The sequence below is a fragment of the Pseudomonas sp. BP6 genome, from assembly GCF_017875935.1.
Taxonomy (GTDB): Bacteria; Pseudomonadota; Gammaproteobacteria; order Pseudomonadales; family Pseudomonadaceae; genus Aquipseudomonas; species Aquipseudomonas putida_Y.
In genome coordinates, this window is record NZ_JAGINI010000001.1 from 285,001 (window position 1) to 301,839 (window position 16,839).

Below are 16,839 nucleotides of genomic sequence, written 5' to 3' on the forward strand. Positions count from 1 at the left end.
CCTCTGGTGTTCCGGTTGTCACGCCAGTGGCATTGCCGGGTAGCTATGTTCGGAAGAGATAACCGCTGAAAGCATCTAAGCGGGAAACTTGCCTCAAGATGAGATCTCACTGGGATCTTGAATCCCCTAAAGGGCCGTCGAAGACTACGACGTTGATAGGTTGGGTGTGTAAGCGCTGTGAGGCGTTGAGCTAACCAATACTAATTGCCCGTGAGGCTTGACCATATAACACCCAAGCAATTTGCTGACGCAGATTGCGGTGGTGAAGACGAAAGACCCGAAAATTCGTAAGACCACAAATATCGCATATCCGGATTCGCTGGGCTGTCCATCTGGACATTCTGGCTACAGAATTTCTTGACGACCATAGAGCATTGGAACCACCTGATCCCATCCCGAACTCAGTAGTGAAACGATGCATCGCCGATGGTAGTGTGGGGTTTCCCCATGTGAGAGTAGGTCATCGTCAAGATTCATTTCGCAAAACCCCTATCTGCACATGCAGGTAGGGGTTTTGTCTTTGTGGGCCAAAAAATCTGGCCCTGCTCGAATCCAGCGGGCACGCCCGCTTCCGCGGCCTGATGGCATTCGGCCGTTTCATGTACGCATGATATCGTTCCCCTCTCAGCCATCAGCGCCTCCAGAGACCTTTCGATGCTCAACACCGCCCATCTCCACCCTGGCTTCATGATCGTCCACGGCAACCGCCTCGACGACCTGCGTAGCCTGGTAGTGAGCTGGATGCGTCGCTACCCGCTGGCGCCTCTGGAAAACGAAATTGCCCTGGTGCAAAGCAATGGTATCGCCCAATGGCTCAAGCTGGCCCTGGCTGAAGATCCGCAGGAAGGCGACCTGGGCGGCTGCGGCATCGCCGCTGCAATCGATGTGCAACTGCCCGGTAGCTTTATGTGGCAGCTGTACCGCAGCGTGCTTGGCCGTAGCGAAATTCCCGAAGTGTCCCTGCTCGACAAGGCACCACTGACCTGGCGTCTGATGCGCCTGTTGCCAGCGCTCATCGAGCGCCCGCACTTCGAGCCACTGCGGCGCTTCCTCACCGACGACAGTGACTTGCGCAAGCGCTACCAGCTGGCCGAGCGCCTGGCCGACCTGTTCGACCAGTACCAGGTCTACCGCGCCGATTGGCTCAAGGACTGGGCCACCGGCGAGCATGTCATCAACACGGCCCGCGGCGAGCGCAAAGTCCTGCCGCCAGGCAACCGCTGGCAAGCCGAGTTGTGGCGAGCATTGCTGGAGGATGTTGGCGAGCAAGGCATGGCACAGAGCCGCGCCGGAGTACACCAACGCTTCATCGAGCGCATCAACAGCCTGGAGCAGGCGCCTGCCGGGCTGCCACCGAGGGTGATCGTGTTCGGTATCTCTTCGCTGCCGGCCCAGGCCCTGGAAGCGCTGGCAGGCCTGTCGCGTTTCAGTCAGGTCCTGTTGTGCGTACACAACCCATGCCGCCACCACTGGGCCGATATCGTCGCCGACAAGGACCTGTTGCGCCACCAGTACAAACGCCAGCAACGCAAGCAAGGCATGCCCTTGCAACTGGACGACCAGACACTTCACCAGCATGCCCATCCGTTGCTGGCAGCCTGGGGTAAACAAGGCCGCGACTACATCAACCTGCTCGACAGCTATGACGACCCGGGCAGCTACCAGGGCGTGTTCAGCGACGGCCGCATCGACCTGTTCAGCGATGGTTCACCCACCACGCTGCTCAACGAACTGCAGGACGACATTCTGGAGTTGCGCCCGCTCGCCGAGAGCCGTGAACTGTGGCCGCCAGTGGACACCACAAAAGACCGCTCGATCCGCTTCCATATCGCGCACAGCCCGCAACGTGAAGTGGAGATCCTCCACGACCAGCTGTTGGCCCGCTTCAGCGCCGACCCTACTTTGCGCCCGCGCGACGTGATCGTCATGCTGCCGGACATCGACACTTACGCGCCACATATCCGCGCCGTCTTTGGCCAGTTGCAGCGCAACGACCCGCGCTACATCCCGTTCACCCTGACAGACCAGGGCCAGCGTGGTCGCGAGCCTTTGCTGATCGCGCTTGAGCACCTGCTCAAACTGCCTGACAGCCGCTTCGCGGTCAGCGAAGTGCTCGACTTGCTGGACGTGCCGGCAGTCCGCGCCCGCTTCGGCATTCGCGAAAACGACCTGCCCACGCTGCACCGCTGGATCGAGGGCGCTGGCATCCGTTGGGGCCTTGACGCCGACCAGCGGGCGAGCCTTGGTTTGCCCGCCGGGCTTGAACAGAACAGTTGGCGTTTCGGCCTGCGCCGCATGCTGTTGGGTTATGCCGTGGGGGTAGGCGAGGCCTGTGATGGCATTGAACCCTACGATGAAATCGGTGGCCTGGACGCTGCACTGATCGGCCCGCTGGTCGCGTTGCTCGATGCGCTCGAAGTCGCCTGCCAGGCCTTGTCCGAGCCTGCTACCGTCAGCCAGTGGGGCGAGCGACTGCATGCTTTGCTGAACGTGTTCTTCCTCGCCGAGGACGAGGGTGATGAATTCCTGTTGATGCAACTGCAGGATTTGCGCGATAGCTGGCTTGAGGTATGCGAGACCGTCGGCCTGCACGACCCGCTACCGCTTACCGTGGTACGTGAAGCCTGGCTGTCGGGCCTCGATCAGGGCAAGCTGTCGCAACGTTTCCTCGCCGGCTCGGTCAACTTCTGCACACTCATGCCCATGCGCGCGATCCCTTTCAGGGTGGTCTGCCTGCTGGGCATGAACGATGGCGACTACCCGCGTGCGCAGCAACCGCTGGACTTCGACCTGATGGCCAGCGACTACCGCCCCGGTGACCGCTCACGCCGCGAAGACGACCGTTACCTGCTGCTTGAAGCGCTACTGTCTGCACGTGACCAACTGTATGTCAGCTGGGTGGGGCGCAGTATCCGCGACAACAGCGAACGCCCGGCCTCGGTGCTGATCGGCCAGTTGCGCGATCACATCGCTGCCGGCTGGCATTTGGCCGACGCGCAGCAGGGGCAGCCAGTGAAACCGGGCGAGCAACTGTTGCACGCACTGACCCAGGAACACCCGCTGCAGCCGTTCAGCCCTCGGTACTTCCAGAAGGACAGTCCTCTGTTCAGCTATGCCCATGAATGGCAGGTGCTGCACCAGCAGGGTGAGGCAGACGAGCAGAGCGAGCCGGGCCTGCCGCCTTATCAGGACGCTGAAGCCCTCAGTCTGCACCAGCTGAATGATTTCTTGCGCCACCCGGTCCGGCACTTCTTCAGCCAGCGCTTGAAGGTGTACTTTGAGGCGCTGGAAGCGCCGACCCCGGACGAAGAGCCCTTCGTCCTCGATACCCTGCAACGCTACAGCGCCAGTGAAAGCCTGCTTGGCGCCGCCTTGGCCGCACCGGACCACGCCGAACAGGCCTTGCGCGCCCAGGCCCGACGCCTGCAGGCCTGCGGTTTACTTCCGCTAGCCGGTTTCGGCGAACTGCTGCAGAACGAGTTGATCGAACCGCTGCCGGATCTGCTGCAACGTCACCAGCAATTGCTGCAACGCTGGCCACAGCTGGTCGAGGGCGCTTTGCCGGTGCATTTCGAGCACGGTCAGCATCGACTTGAGGGCTGGCTGGGCCGGGTGTTCCAGGCGGAAGATCAGAGCCTTCTCAGCATCACCACAGTACCCAACACCATCAGTGCCGGGCGCAACAACCTCAAGTGGCACCGCCTCATTGCGCCCTGGGTTACGCACCTGGCGGCCTGTGCAGCGGGCTACCCCTATAACAGTGCATTGGTAGCCAGTGACCTGACCCTGTTGCTTGCACCGCTGCCGCAAGCGCTGGCCGCGCAACTGCTGGGCGACCTGTTGGTGGCCCGTCAGGCGGCAATGAATGCGCCGTTGCCAGTCGCGGCCAAGACCGCATTCGCCTGGTTGGCCCAGGACGATGCCGATAAAGCAATGGCCGCAGCAGCTCGCGCCTACGAAGGCGACGAACGCACCAGCTTTGGCGAGCGAAGTGAAAGCATTGCCCTGGCCCGCCAGTTCCGGGACTTTGCAGCACTCACCGCTGACGAGACGTTTGAAGGCTGGTGCGAAACCTTGTACCGCCCGTTGTTCACCGCCCCTTGGCAGACCTTGGGCAACCCGGAGAAAGGCGCATGACCCAGGACCGTCCTCTGGCACTGAGTTTCCCTCTGCACGGTAGCCAGCTGATCGAGGCCAGCGCTGGCACGGGCAAGACCTTCACCATTTCGGCGCTGTACCTGCGCCTGATCCTTGGTCACGGTGGCGAGCAGGGCTTCGAGCGCGAGCTGCTGCCACCGCAGATCCTCGTGGTGACCTTCACCGACGCCGCCACCAAAGAGCTGCGCGAGCGCATCCGCGCCCGCCTGGCTGAAGCCGCACGGTTCTTCCGTGGTGAGCTGGAAGGCGCTGATCCGCTGTTGCACCAACTGCGTGACGATTATCCGCAAGAGACTTGGCCGCGCTGCGCCGGCCGGTTGGAAATCGCCGTGCAGTGGATGGACGAGGCTGCGGTATCGACCATCCATGGCTGGTGCCAGCGCATGCTGCGCGAGCATGCCTTCGACAGCGGCAGCCTGTTCACCCAGACCCTGGAAACCGACCACAGCGAGTTGTTGGGCCAGGTCATGCGCGATTACTGGCGGCGCTTCTGCTATGGGATGCAAGGTGACCCACTGGCCTGGGTGCGCAGCAACTGGGGGAGCCCCGACGCCTTGCTGCCGCGCATTCGCCCGCTGTTCGGCCGTGTGCGCGCCCAGCAGGATGGGCCAGAGCCCGCCGCATTGATCCAGGCGTCGCTGCAGCAACGTGGCGCACAGTTGGCGCGGATCAAGGCACCATGGGCGCAGTGGGCCGAGGAGCTGCGGCAAATCTGCCGCGATGCGCTGGCTGCCAAGCAGGTCGACGGCCGCAAGATGCAAGCCCGTTACTTCGAGCCCTGGTTCGACAAGCTCTGCGCTTGGGCCAGTGATGAGCAACTGGTAGAGCTCGACTTGGGCACCGGCTTTACCCGGCTGACCCCGGCGGGCATGGCCGAGGCATGGAAGGGAGAACCTCCCGAGCACCCAGCCCTCAACGCCATGCAGCACTTGCAGCAACAACTGCAGGCCCTGGACAGCCCGGATGCACCGCTGCTCGAGCACGCGGCCAGTTGGGTATCGGCGCGTTTCGAAGTGGAGAAGCGCCGGCGTGCAGAAATGGGCTTCGACGACATGCTCGTGCGCTTGCAGCAGGCGCTCGCCAGCGAGGCCGGCGAGCGCCTGGCCAGCCTGATCCGTGAGCAGTTCCCGGTAGCGCTGATCGACGAATTCCAGGACACCGACCCGGTTCAGTACGGCATTTTCGAGCGCATTTACCAGATCAGCGAAAATCGCGCAGAAACCGGCCTGTTCATGATCGGCGACCCCAAGCAGGCGATCTACGCCTTCCGGGGGGCCGACATCTACACCTATCTTGCCGCGCGACGCGCCACCAGCGGTCGCCTGCACAGCCTGGACACCAACTACCGCTCCAGCAAAGCCATGGTCTCGGCGGTCAACCAGGTGTTCCTGCAGGCTGAGGCGCGTGAAGCGGGGCGGGGTGCATTCCTGTTCCGCGAGGCCGATGACAACCCGCTGCCATTCATCGAGGTGCGCGCCAAGGGGCGGGGCGAACAGCTGCTGATTGACGGTGAAGTCAGTGCAGCCCTGCAATGTTGGCAGCTGGAAAGTGAAGAGCCAGTCTCCAGCAGCGTTTACCGCCAGCAACTGGCCGCCAGTTGCGCCAGCCATATTGTTGCCTTGCTCAATGGCGGCCAGCAGGGCACGGCGGGCTTCCAGAATGCCGAAGGCGAATTGCGCGCCTGTTTGCCCTCGGACATCGCCATTCTGGTGCGCGATGGTCATGAGGCGCAGATGGTCCGCGCCGAACTGGCCGCACGCGAGGTGCGCAGTGTGTACCTGTCCGATAAGGACTCAGTGTTTGCCGCCCAGGAAGCCCACGACCTGCTGGCCTGGCTCAAGGCCTGCGCCGAGCCTGACTCGGAGCGCCTGCTCAAGGCTGCTCTGGCCAGCCTGACACTGGGCCTGTCGCTGGCCGCGCTGGACCGGCTTAACCAGGATGAGCGGGTCTGGGAGAGCTGGGTGATGCGTTTTCGCCTTTACCGAGATACCTGGCAGCGCCAGGGTGTGTTGCCGATGTTGCGCCACCTGCTGCATGACTTCCAGCTACCGCGCACGCTGATCCGCCGCAGTGATGGCGAGCGGGTACTGACCAACCTGCTGCACCTGGCCGAGCTGCTGCAGCAGGCCGCTGGCGAGCTGGACGGCGAACAGGCGCTTATCCGCCACCTGGCCGAGCACCTGGCCAGTTCCGGGCAGGCCGGTGAAGAGCAGATCCTGCGCCTGGAGAGCGACGAACAGTTGGTCAAGGTGGTGACCATCCACAAGTCCAAGGGCCTGGAATATCCCTTGGTCTACCTGCCATTCATCTGCTCCAGCAAACCGGTGGATGGCAGCCGTCTGCCGCTGGCCTGGCATGACAGCGAAGGTAACGCCCACGTCACCCTTACACCTGACCAGGAGCAAATCGAGCGCGCTGACGACGAGCGCCTGGCCGAAGACCTGCGCCTGCTCTACGTGGCCCTGACTCGCGCCCAGCATGCTTGCTGGCTGGGTGTCGCCGACCTCAAGCGCGGTAATCAGAAGAGCTCGCAGCTGCACCGCTCGGCTTTTGGCTACCTGCTGGGGGGCGGCCTGGCCTTGGCTGGCTCGGCGCAGCTAGCGGACTGGTTGCAGGCTTTGGCGGCGAAGTGCCCGCACATCACTTGCCCAGGCCTGCCGCAGGCGGATGAGCAGATGTACCGCATGCCACACGCCGAGCGTGAACTGCTGCCAGCACGCAGGCCACGCCGTGCGGCTGCCGAGCACTGGTGGATCGCTTCCTATAGTGCCCTTCGTGTCGGCGATCAGACCCTCGACGCCGACAGCTCGCAGGCCCAGCAACTGCTGGATGACGAGGTGGCCGATGCCCAGGTGTTGCGCGAGGTCCCGGCCGACAGCGGCGATATCCATCGCTTCCCGCGGGGGCCTAACCCCGGCACCTTCCTCCATGGCTTGCTGGAGTGGGCAGGCCGCGAGGGCTTCAGCGAGGTCAGCGGTGACCCTCAGCTGATCGAGCGTACCGTTGGTCAGCGCTGCAACCGCCGTGACTGGACCGGCTGGATCCCCACCCTGAGCCACTGGATGCAACGTTTGCTGGGCGAGGCGTTGCCATTGCCGGGCGGCGACCAGAGCGTAACCCTGGGCCAACTGCGTCATTACCAGATCGAAATGGAGTTCTGGTTCGCCAGCCACCGGGTCGACGCAGAACAACTCGATCGCCTGGTGGCACGCCACACCCACCCCGGTCTGGCGCGCCCGGCTGCGCAGCCGACCGTGCTCAACGGCATGTTCAAAGGGTTCATCGACCTGGCGTTCGAGCTGGACGGGCGTTACTACGTGACCGACTACAAATCCAACTGGCTGGGTGCGGACATCCAGGCCTACGATGCCATGGCTATGGAAAAGGCGATTCTTGACCACCGCTATGACCTGCAGTACGTGCTGTACCTGCTGGCCCTGCATCGCCAGTTGCGTGCGCGGCTGGCGGACTACGATTATGACCGCCATATTGGCGGCGCCCTGTTCATCTTCCTGCGCGGTGCCAGCAGCAGCGGCCACGGCGTGTACCACGTCAAGCCACCGCGTGAGCTGATCGAAAGCCTCGATGCGTTGTTCCGTGGCGAGCACGCGCCGGTACAGCAGGACCTGTTTGCCGGAGTTGCGCCATGAGCCGAAGCCTTGTCGACCTGTTGCCTACCCCTCTGCACGCAGAGCACCTGCTGGCGCTGGCACCACAGGACAACAGTGGTGACCTGCTGCAGTTGCTCGACCGCTGGGTCGAGCGGGGCTGGCTACGTGCCCTGGATCGCGCATTCGTGTCGTTCCTGGACGAGCGCGCACCCGGCAGTGATCCCTTGTTATTGCTGGCGGCGGCGCTGGCCAGCCACCAGCTGGGGCACGGACATGTCTGCCTCGACCTGCAACAAACCTTGGCCGAGCCTGATTTCGCCCTGTCGTTGCCGCCGGAAGGTGACGCCCTGATCGGCCCTTTGCTACTGCCATCGCAACTGCTCGCCAACCTCGACTTGAATGCCTGGCTTCAGCGCATCAGCGCCAGCCCACTGGTGGCGGCAGGTGATGCGCCTGGCCAGCAAGCCCGGCCACTGGTACTCAGTGGCGAGCGCCTTTACCTGCGCCGTTACTGGAGTTATGAGCGGCGCATCGACCATGCCCTGCGCCAGCGCCTGAGTCAGGCCGAAGCACCGCCTGCAGACCTGCCAGAGCGCCTGGCGCAATTGTTCGAGGGCGGCGCGCCAGCTGGCCAGGTGGACTGGCAGAAGCTCGCCTGTGCCTTGGCCACCCGTGCCGGTTTCAGCATCATCACGGGCGGTCCCGGTACCGGCAAGACGACCACCGTGGTGCGCCTGTTGGCGTTGCTGCAGGCGCCGGCAGTGGAGCGGGGCAGGCCACTGCGCATTCGCCTGGCTGCACCGACCGGCAAGGCCGCTGCGCGCCTGACCGAATCCATTGGCCAGCAAGTCGAGCGCCTGCAAGTCAGCGCCGAAGTACGCGGGCAAATCCCTACTGAAGTCAGCACCGTGCATCGCCTGCTCGGCAGCCGCCCAGGCTCGCGGCACTTCCGCCATCATGCTGGCAACCCGTTGCCGTTGGATGTGCTGGTGGTCGACGAGGCGTCGATGATCGACCTGGAAATGATGGCCAACCTGCTCGATGCCTTGCCGCCGCGGGCGCGTCTGGTGCTGTTGGGCGACAAGGACCAGTTGGCCTCGGTCGAGGCCGGCGCGGTGCTGGGTGACCTGTGCCGGGATGCTGAGGAGGGTTTTTACTCGCCGACGACTGCAGCGTGGCTTGAGCAGGTCAGTGGTGAGTCGCTGGTCGGCAGTGGCCTCAAGGCCGGCGACGAGCAGCGCCACCCGCTGGCCCAGCAGGTGGTGATGCTGCGTTTTTCGCGGCGCTTCGGTGAAGGCAGCGGTATCGGCCAGTTGGCCAGGCTGGTCAATCGTCAAGACGCTCACGCGGCGCGCACCCTGCTGGCCACGGCGCCGGCCGACGTGCACAGCCTGGCGCTCAAGCACGAGCAGGATCGTGCTTTCGACCGTCTGTTACTCGACGGCCTGAACCGCGGGGCCGATGGCCCTCAAGGCTACCGCAGCTACCTGCGCACCCTTGGCCGTTACCGGCCGGCACTTGATACCGACTTTGACGACCCCGCCTGGGAGCAGTGGGCGGCCAAGGTGTTGCGCAGTTTCGAAGATTTCCAGTTGCTGTGCGCGGTGCGCCGGGGCGTCTGGGGTGTCGAAGGCCTCAACGAGCGGGTGGCGCGGGTGCTGCACAATGCCGGTCTGATCGACAGCCAGCAGCCCTGGTACGAAGGGCGCCCGGTGCTGGTGACCCGCAACGACTACGGCCTGGGCCTGATGAACGGTGACATTGGCATTGCCCTGCGGCTGCCGGATGAGCATGGCCAGCCGCTGCTGCGTGTGGCTTTCCCGCGCAACGACGGCAGTGGTGGTGTGCGGTTCGTTCTGCCGAGCCGGCTCAACGAAGTGGAAACGGTATTCGCCATGACCGTGCACAAGTCCCAGGGCTCGGAGTTCAGCCACACGGCCCTGGTGCTGCCGGATGCGCTCAACCCGGTGCTGACCAAGGAACTGGTGTACACAGGCATCACCCGGGCCAAGCACTGCTTCAGCCTGGTCGAGCCGCGCCAAGGCATTTTCGAGCAAGCGGTGGCCCGCAAAGTCCGGCGTATTTCCGGGTTGATGCTCGAGCAGGTCTAGAGCCATGAAACCCAATGCACATGGCCGCATGCACCTACAATAAAGCGGCCATGTGCTATCGTTGCGCCGATATCGGAAGGGGCTATAAGGGATTTCCCACATGAACGTGGCCGCAAGACGAGTGACAAGCTGTGTGCTTTCGCTATTGCTGGCCGTCCTGTTCCTTTCTGCAGGCGCTGCCCGGGCAGACCCCGGTACAACTGCCGCCCAGGCACAGCAACGCGCCAAGGCAGTCACCCAGGTAGTACTGGGTATCTTCAGCTACGCCCGCTGGCCCGTCGAACCTTCTCCTTTGCGCCTGTGCCTGGTCGGCCCGACCGAGTACGCCGACGATCTCATCAAGGGCCATGTCCAGGAGTCTGGCCGGCCGCTGCAGGTGCGGCGCCTGCTGGCAGAAGACACCCAGGTCGCCCAGGCCTGCGATGCCATCTACATCGGCAAGCTTGACCAGGGCCAGCGGGATCGACTGTTCCAGCGTATCGGCGGCCGCCCGGTGCTGAGCATCAGCGAGGCGGATGACCCATGCACGGTCGGCAGCCTGTTCTGCCTGCGGGTCAGCGACCAGCAGGTGGCCTTTGAGGTCAATCTCGACTCGGTGGCACGCTCTGGCGTGCGCATTCACCCTAGCGTGCTGCAATTGTCGCGGCGCCGGGCGGGGCAGCCATGAAGCAGCCCCGCAAGCGTACCGTGCGCCCGACCCTGCGCTCGGTGCTGGGCCGTGGCCACCTTAGCGTCGCCTTGCTTGCCGTTGGCCTGGCGGGTATTTCCCTCACGCTGCTGGGCGTGCTCGCCCTGCGTGTCTATGCCAACCATAACCTGCAGTTGATCGCCCGCTCGATCAACTACACCGTAGAGGCGGCGGTGGTGTTCGATGACAGCGCCGCCGCCAATGAATCGCTGGCGTTGATTGCCAGTACCGAAGAAGTGGCCGAGGCCAAGGTCTTCAACAACGAGGGCGAGCAACTGGCGCACTGGCAACGCGACAATACCGGCATGCTCGCGCAGCTGGAGGTGCAGGTTGCCACTGCCTTGCTGGAAGAGCCGGTCATTCTGCCTATCGTGCACCAGAACCAGCAGGTGGGGCACATCGAGCTGGCAGGCCAGGGCAGGAGCCTGTTGCTGTTCCTGCTCAGCGGCTTGGCCGGGATCCTGTTCTGCACGGTCCTCAGCGCTTTGGCTGCCCAGTATCTGTCGCGGCGCCTGCTCAGCGATATCACCCGCCCGCTGCGGGGCCTGGCCAGTGTCGCTCATGCCGCCCGCCGTGAGCGCAGCTTCGACCGGCGCGTGCCAGAAGCGCCGATTGCCGAGCTCAACGAGCTGGGTAACGACTTCAATGCGCTGCTGGATGAACTGGAGGTGTGGCATAGCCACCTGCAGAGCGAAAACCAGACCCTGGCCCACCAGGCCAGCCATGACAGCCTGACTGGCTTGCCCAACCGCGTCTTCTTTGAAGGGCGCCTGAGCCGCAGCGTGCGAAATGCGGCGCGCCAGCAGGACCACCTGGCAGTGCTGTTCCTCGACAGCGACCACTTCAAGCAGATCAACGACACCCTCGGCCACGCCGTGGGTGACGAGGTGCTGATCAGCGTGGCCGAACGTGTGCGCGCCCAGCTGCGCGAGCAAGACCTGGTGGCGCGCCTGGGTGGCGACGAGTTTGCCGTGCTGTTGACGCCTTTGCATTCGCGCAAGGACGCCGAACACATTGCCGAGAAGATCGTTGCCAGCATGAAGTTGCCGGTGCAACTGGACAGTGGCCGCAGTATCTCCACCTCGCTGAGTGTCGGTATTGCCTATTACCCGGATGACGGCGCTGACCCCGCCAGTCTTCTCAATGCCGCCGATGCGGCAATGTACCAGGCCAAGCGCAAACGCCGTGGCCATTGGCAAGTGGCGCAGACGGAACGGTCCGCCAACGAAATCAGCAACAGGAGTTGAACCCGTGATGCAAGCTTTACGATTCCCGCTTTGGGCCTTGTTGCTCGCCCTGCTGGCGCTGACCGGTTGTCAGAGCGCACCCCCCAAGGGCCTTACCCCAGAACAGATTGCTGTGCTCAAGCGCGAAGGTTTCACCCCGACCGATGAAGGTTGGGCCTACGACTTGTCTGGCAAAGTGCTGTTTGGCAGCGATCTGGACAGCCTCAACGGCCAGAGCCAGGCGATTGTCGAGCGCATCGGCAAGGCGCTGCTCGGCGTTGGTATCCAGGGCGTGCGGGTGGACGGGCATGCCGACTCGTCGGGCAAGGCGGCATACAACCAGCAGCTTTCCGAGCGCCGCGCGCAAAGCGTGACCAAGGCACTGGTGGGGATTGGCATGCAGGCGCAGAACATTCAGAGCCGTGGCCTGGGCAGCAGCCAGCCGGTGGCGGACAACCGCACCAGCGCCGGGCGTACCGAGAACCGTCGGGTGTCCATCGTGGTAGCGTCCTACTGATCGTCGCCGTACGGGCAGTCACAATCTCCAGTGAGAGCGGGCGTGCCCGCGAAGCAGGCAACGCGGTGTCTGGCACCGGCTTCGCCGGTGTTCGCGGGCAAGCCCGCTCCCACAGTATCTGTGCTTGTCTTTGGAAATGCGCAGGCCCATCAGTCACATATCCCCAGTGGGAGCGGGCGTGCCCGCGAAGCAGGCAACGCGGTGTCTGGCACCGGCTTCGCCGGTGTTCGCGGGCAAGCCCGCTCCCACAGGATCTGTGCTTGTCCTTGGAAATGCGCAGGCCCATCAGTCACATATCCCCAGTGGGAGCGGGCGTGCCCGCGAAGCAGGCAACGCGGTTTCTGGCACCGGCTTCGCCGGTGTTCGCGGGCAAGCCCGCTCCCACAGTATCTGTGCTTGTCTTTGGAAATGCGCAGGCCCATCAGTCACATATCCCCAGTGGGAGCGGGCGTGCCCGCGAAGCAGGCAACGCGGTGTCTGGCACCGGCTTCGCCGGTGTTCGCGGGCAAGCCCGCTCCTACAGGATCTGTGCTTGTCTTTGGAAATGCGCAGGCCCATCAGTCACATATCCCCAGTGGGAGCGGGCGTGCCCGCGAAGCAGGCAACGCGGTGTTTGGCACCGGCTTCGCCGGTGTTCGCGGGCAAGCCCGCTCCTACAGGGGCTGTGTTGCCTTCGGAAATGCGCAGGCCCATCAGTCACATATCCTCAGTGGGAGCGGGCGTGCCCGCGAAGCAGGCAACGCGGTGTTTGGCACCGGCTTCGCCGGTGTTCGCGGGCAAGCCCGCTCCTACAGGATCTGTGCTTGTCCTTGGAAATGCGCAGGCCCATCAGTCACATATCCCCAGTGGGAGCGGGCGTGCCCGCGAAGCAGGCAACGCGGTGTCTGGCACCGGCTTCGCCGGTGTTCGCGGGCAAGCCCGCTCCTACAGGATCTGTGCTTGTCTTTGGAAATGCGCAGGCCCATCAGTCACATATCCCCAGTGGGAGCGGGCGTGCCCGCGAAGCAGGCAACGCGGTGCCTGGCACCGGCTTCGCCGGTGTTCGCGGGCAAGCCCGCTCCCACAGTATCTGTGCTTGTCTTTGGAAATGCGCAGGCCCATCAGTCACATATCCTCAGTGGGAGCGGGCGTGCCCGCGAAGCAGGCAACGCGGTGTTTGGCACCGGCTTCGCCGGTGTTCGCGGGCAAGCCCGCTCCTACAGGATCTGTGCTTGTCTTTGGAAATGCGCAGGCCCATCAGTCACATATCCCCAGTGGGAGCGGGCGTGCCCGCGAAGCAGGCAACGCGGTGTTTGGCACCGGCTTCGCCGGTGTTCGCGGGCAAGCCCGCTCCTACAGGGGCTGTGTTGCCTTCGGAAATGCGCAGGCCCATCAGTCACATATCCTCAGTGGGAGCGGGCGTGCCCGCGAAGCAGGCAACGCGGTGTTTGGCACCGGCTTCGCCGGTGTTCGCGGGCAAGCCCGCTCCCACAGTATCTGTGCTTGTCTTTGGAAATGCGCAGGCCCATCAGTCACATATCCCCAGTGGGAGCGGGCGTGCCCGCGAAGCAGGCAACGCGGTGTTTGGCACCGGCTTCGCCGGTGTTCGCGGGCAAGCCCGCTCCTACAGGATCTGTGCTTGTCTTTGGAAATGCGCAGGCCCATCAGTCACATATCCTCAGTGGGAGCGGGCGTGCCCGCGAAGCAGGCAACGCGGTGTTTGGCACCGGCTTCGCCGGTGTTCGCGGGCAAGCCCGCTCCTACAGGATCTGTGCTTGTCTTTGGAAATGCGCAGGCCCATCAGTCACATATCCCCAGTGGGAGCGGGCGTGCCCGCGAAGCAGGCAACGCGGTTTCTGGCACCGGCTTCGCCGGTGTTCGCGGGCAAGCCCGCTCCTACAGGGGCTGTGTTGCCTTCGGAAATGCGCAGGCCCATCAGTCCTGGGCAAAGCGTATCTTGCGGGTTTGCCCCATCAACAATGGCGCATTCGCCTCGGTCACCGACCGGATGTAATCCCACAGCAAGGTAATCCGCTTCAACTTGCGCAAATCCTCCCGGCAGTACATCCAGAATTGCCGCGTCACCTCGATCTCCTCCGGCAACACCGTGACCAATCGCGGGTCCTGCGCAGCGAGGAAGCACGGCAATATCGCCAGCCCACGCCCCTGCAGCGCTGCCGTGTACTGCGCGATCACGCTGGTACTGCGCAAATGCGCGCTGGCGTTGGGGATCAGGTTGGCCAGGTACAGCAGCTCGGAGCTGAACGCCAGGTCATCCACGTAACTGATGAACGGGTGTTTGGCCAGATCCGTCACCTGGCGGATCGGCGCGTGGCTGTCCAGGTAGTCCTGGGTGGCATACAACCGCAAGCGGTAGTCGCACAGCTTGCAGCACACATAAGGCCCATGCTCGGGCCGCTCCAGCGCGATGACGATGTCCGCCTCACGTTTGGACAGGCTGATGAAGTGCGGCAGCGGCAGGATGTCCACCGAAATCGCCGGGTAGGCGTCGACGAAGTGGCTTAGCTGCGGCGTGATGAAGAAGCTGCCAAAGCCCTCGGTGCAGCCCATGCGCACATGGCCCGACAATGCCACCCCCGACCCGGACACCTGTTCGCAAGCCATGTGCAGCGTGCTCTCGATCGACTCGGCATAGCCCAGCAGGCGCTGGCCCTCGGCGGTCAGCACAAAGCCGTTGGTCCGCGACTTTTCGAACAGCAAGGTGCCCAGCGCGCCCTCCAGCGAGCTGATGCGTCGCGACACGGTGGTGTAATCCACGCTCAGCCGTTTGGCAGCACTGCTGGCCTTGCGGGTGCGAGCCACTTCGAGGAAGAACTTCAAATCGTCCCAGTTGAGCGCGCTCAGGGATGTGAGGTCTTTTTGCATGATGATCCGGTTTTTTTGTGCGTTCTTGTTGGATGTTTGCACATCTATACTCGAAACAAGCCTCAGGACGCCACCTCGCGTTTGCCCGGCGCTGGCGATCTCGTCCCGACAACAATTCCAAGGAGAACGCAGATGAACGCACCGCAATCCCCTAACAGCACCAAGGTTGAGCAGGTCAAGCTGCTGATCGACGGCCAGTGGGTCGAGTCCAAAACCACCGAATGGCGTGACATCGTCAACCCGGCCACCCAAGAGGTGCTGGCGCGCGTACCGTTCGCCACCGTCGAGGAAGTCGACGCAGCCGTGGCCGCCGCGCAACGCGCATTCCAGACCTGGCGTAACACCCCGATCGGCGCCCGCATGCGCATCATGCTCAAACTGCAGGCGCTGATCCGCGAACACACCAAACGCATTGCCCAGGTGCTCAGCGCCGAGCAGGGCAAGACCCTGGCCGACGCCGAAGGCGATATATTCCGCGGCCTGGAAGTGGTCGAGCACGCTGCGTCCATTGGCACCCTGCAGATGGGCGAATTCGCCGAGAACGTCGCCGGCGGTGTCGATACCTACACCTTGCGCCAGCCGATCGGCGTATGCGCTGGCATCACCCCGTTCAACTTCCCGGCGATGATCCCGCTGTGGATGTTCCCCATGGCCATCGTCTGCGGCAACACCTTTGTGCTCAAACCGTCCGAGCAGGACCCGCTGTCGACCATGCTTCTGGTCGAGCTGGCGCTGGAAGCCGGCGTACCGGCCGGCGTGCTGAACGTGGTGCACGGCGGTAAGCAGGTGGTGGATGCCATTTGCACCCACCAGGACATCAAGGCGATTTCCTTCGTGGGCTCTACTGAAGTCGGCACGCACGTTTACAACCTCGGCAGCCAGCATGGCAAGCGTGTGCAGTCAATGATGGGCGCCAAGAACCACGCGGTGGTGTTGCCTGATGCCAACCGCACGCAAACCATCAATGCGCTGGTCGGTGCTGCATTCGGCGCGGCGGGCCAGCGCTGCATGGCCACCTCGGTGGCGGTGTTGGTGGGCAAGGCCCGCGAATGGTTGCCGGATATCAAGGAGGCTGCCAGCAAGCTCAAGGTCAATGCTGGCTGCGAGCCGGGCACCGACGTTGGCCCGGTGGTTTCCAAGCGTGCCAAGGAGCGTGTGCTGGGCCTGATCGAAAGCGGTATCAAGGAAGGCGCCAAGCTGGAACTCGACGGCCGTGACGTCAAGGTACCGGGTTACGAACAAGGCAACTTTGTCGGCCCGACCCTGTTCTCGGGCGTGAAGACCGACATGCAGGTGTATACCCAGGAAATCTTCGGCCCGGTGCTGGTGACCCTGGAAGTCGACACGCTCGACGAGGCCATCGCCCTGGTCAACGCTAACCCGTTCGGCAACGGCACCGGCCTGTTCACCCAGAGCGGCGCGGCAGCACGCAAGTTCCAGAGCGAAATCGATATCGGCCAGGTCGGCATCAACATCCCGATCCCGGTACCCGTACCGTTCTTCAGCTTCACCGGCTCGCGTGGTTCCAAGCTCGGTGATCTCGGGCCGTACGGCAAGCAAGTGGTGCAGTTCTACACTCAGACCAAGACTGTCACTGCTCGCTGGTTCGATGACGACAGCGTCAACGACGGTGTGAACACCACCATTAGCCTGCGCTAAGGAG

At 63.6% G+C, this 16,839-nt stretch carries 8 protein-coding genes and 2 rRNA genes (1 of these 10 only partly in view); 9 read left to right on the top strand and 1 reads right to left on the bottom strand.

Annotated features, from left to right (window positions below; genetic code table 11):
• The 8 genes from J3A98_RS01275 to J3A98_RS01310 form a co-directional block, all read left to right on the top strand.
• Nucleotides 1-225: ribosomal RNA gene (locus J3A98_RS01275) — 23S ribosomal RNA — on the top strand (it extends 2,668 nt beyond the left edge of the window).
• A 131-nt stretch (nucleotides 226-356) separates the two neighbouring features.
• Nucleotides 357-472: ribosomal RNA gene (gene rrf / locus J3A98_RS01280) — 5S ribosomal RNA — on the top strand.
• 182 nt (nucleotides 473-654) lie between these two features.
• Entirely contained in the window at nucleotides 655-4,137 is a 3,483-nt protein-coding gene (recC, locus tag J3A98_RS01285; protein WP_209963444.1) for an exodeoxyribonuclease V subunit gamma, read from the top strand.
• Complete coding sequence (gene recB, locus J3A98_RS01290; protein WP_209963449.1) at nucleotides 4,134-7,808, top strand: exodeoxyribonuclease V subunit beta; 3,675 nt, start codon at nucleotides 4,134-4,136, stop codon at nucleotides 7,806-7,808. The genes recC and recB overlap by 4 nt, the downstream gene beginning before the upstream one ends.
• The gene (gene recD / locus J3A98_RS01295) at nucleotides 7,805-9,880 is read left to right on the top strand and encodes an exodeoxyribonuclease V subunit alpha (RefSeq protein ID WP_209963455.1); all 2,076 of its coding nucleotides are present in this window, start codon (nucleotides 7,805-7,807) and stop codon (nucleotides 9,878-9,880) included. Before recB ends, recD begins: the two co-directional genes overlap by 4 nt.
• 100 nt (nucleotides 9,881-9,980) lie before the next feature.
• Entirely contained in the window at nucleotides 9,981-10,547 is a 567-nt protein-coding gene (locus J3A98_RS01300) for a YfiR family protein (RefSeq protein ID WP_209963460.1), read from the top strand.
• The gene (locus tag J3A98_RS01305; RefSeq protein WP_209963463.1) at nucleotides 10,544-11,815 is read left to right on the top strand and encodes a diguanylate cyclase; all 1,272 of its coding nucleotides are present in this window, start codon (nucleotides 10,544-10,546) and stop codon (nucleotides 11,813-11,815) included. Before J3A98_RS01300 ends, J3A98_RS01305 begins: the two co-directional genes overlap by 4 nt.
• A gap of 4 nt (nucleotides 11,816-11,819) precedes the next feature.
• Nucleotides 11,820-12,311 (top strand): OmpA family protein, encoded by a 492-nt coding sequence (locus tag J3A98_RS01310; protein WP_129932575.1) that lies wholly within the window; start codon nucleotides 11,820-11,822, stop codon nucleotides 12,309-12,311.
• Between the two features lie 1,914 nt (nucleotides 12,312-14,225).
• Here the strand turns inward: J3A98_RS01310 and J3A98_RS01315 are convergent.
• A complete protein-coding gene (locus tag J3A98_RS01315; RefSeq protein WP_209963467.1) occupies nucleotides 14,226-15,176 on the bottom strand; it encodes a LysR family transcriptional regulator in 951 nt (316 codons plus the stop codon).
• Between the two features lie 132 nt (nucleotides 15,177-15,308).
• Here J3A98_RS01315 and J3A98_RS01320 point away from each other — a divergent pair, with 132 nt between their 5' ends.
• Nucleotides 15,309-16,835: a CoA-acylating methylmalonate-semialdehyde dehydrogenase gene (locus J3A98_RS01320; RefSeq protein WP_010955322.1), complete on the top strand. Its 1,527-nt coding sequence runs from the start codon at nucleotides 15,309-15,311 to the stop codon at nucleotides 16,833-16,835.
• Nucleotides 16,836-16,839: the final 4 nt, after the last annotated feature.

Excerpts from the sequence above, each read along its gene's own strand:
- recC (WP_209963444.1), top strand. The coding sequence starts at position 655 with ATGCTCAACACCGCCCATCTCCACCCTGGCTTCATGATCGTCCACGGC.
- recB (WP_209963449.1), top strand. The coding sequence starts at position 4,134 with ATGACCCAGGACCGTCCTCTGGCACTGAGTTTCCCTCTGCACGGTAGC.
- recD (WP_209963455.1), top strand. The coding sequence starts at position 7,805 with ATGAGCCGAAGCCTTGTCGACCTGTTGCCTACCCCTCTGCACGCAGAG.
- J3A98_RS01300 (WP_209963460.1), top strand. The coding sequence starts at position 9,981 with ATGAACGTGGCCGCAAGACGAGTGACAAGCTGTGTGCTTTCGCTATTG.
- J3A98_RS01305 (WP_209963463.1), top strand. The coding sequence starts at position 10,544 with ATGAAGCAGCCCCGCAAGCGTACCGTGCGCCCGACCCTGCGCTCGGTG.
- J3A98_RS01315 (WP_209963467.1), bottom strand. The coding sequence starts at position 15,176 with ATGCAAAAAGACCTCACATCCCTGAGCGCGCTCAACTGGGACGATTTG.
- J3A98_RS01320 (WP_010955322.1), top strand. The coding sequence starts at position 15,309 with ATGAACGCACCGCAATCCCCTAACAGCACCAAGGTTGAGCAGGTCAAG.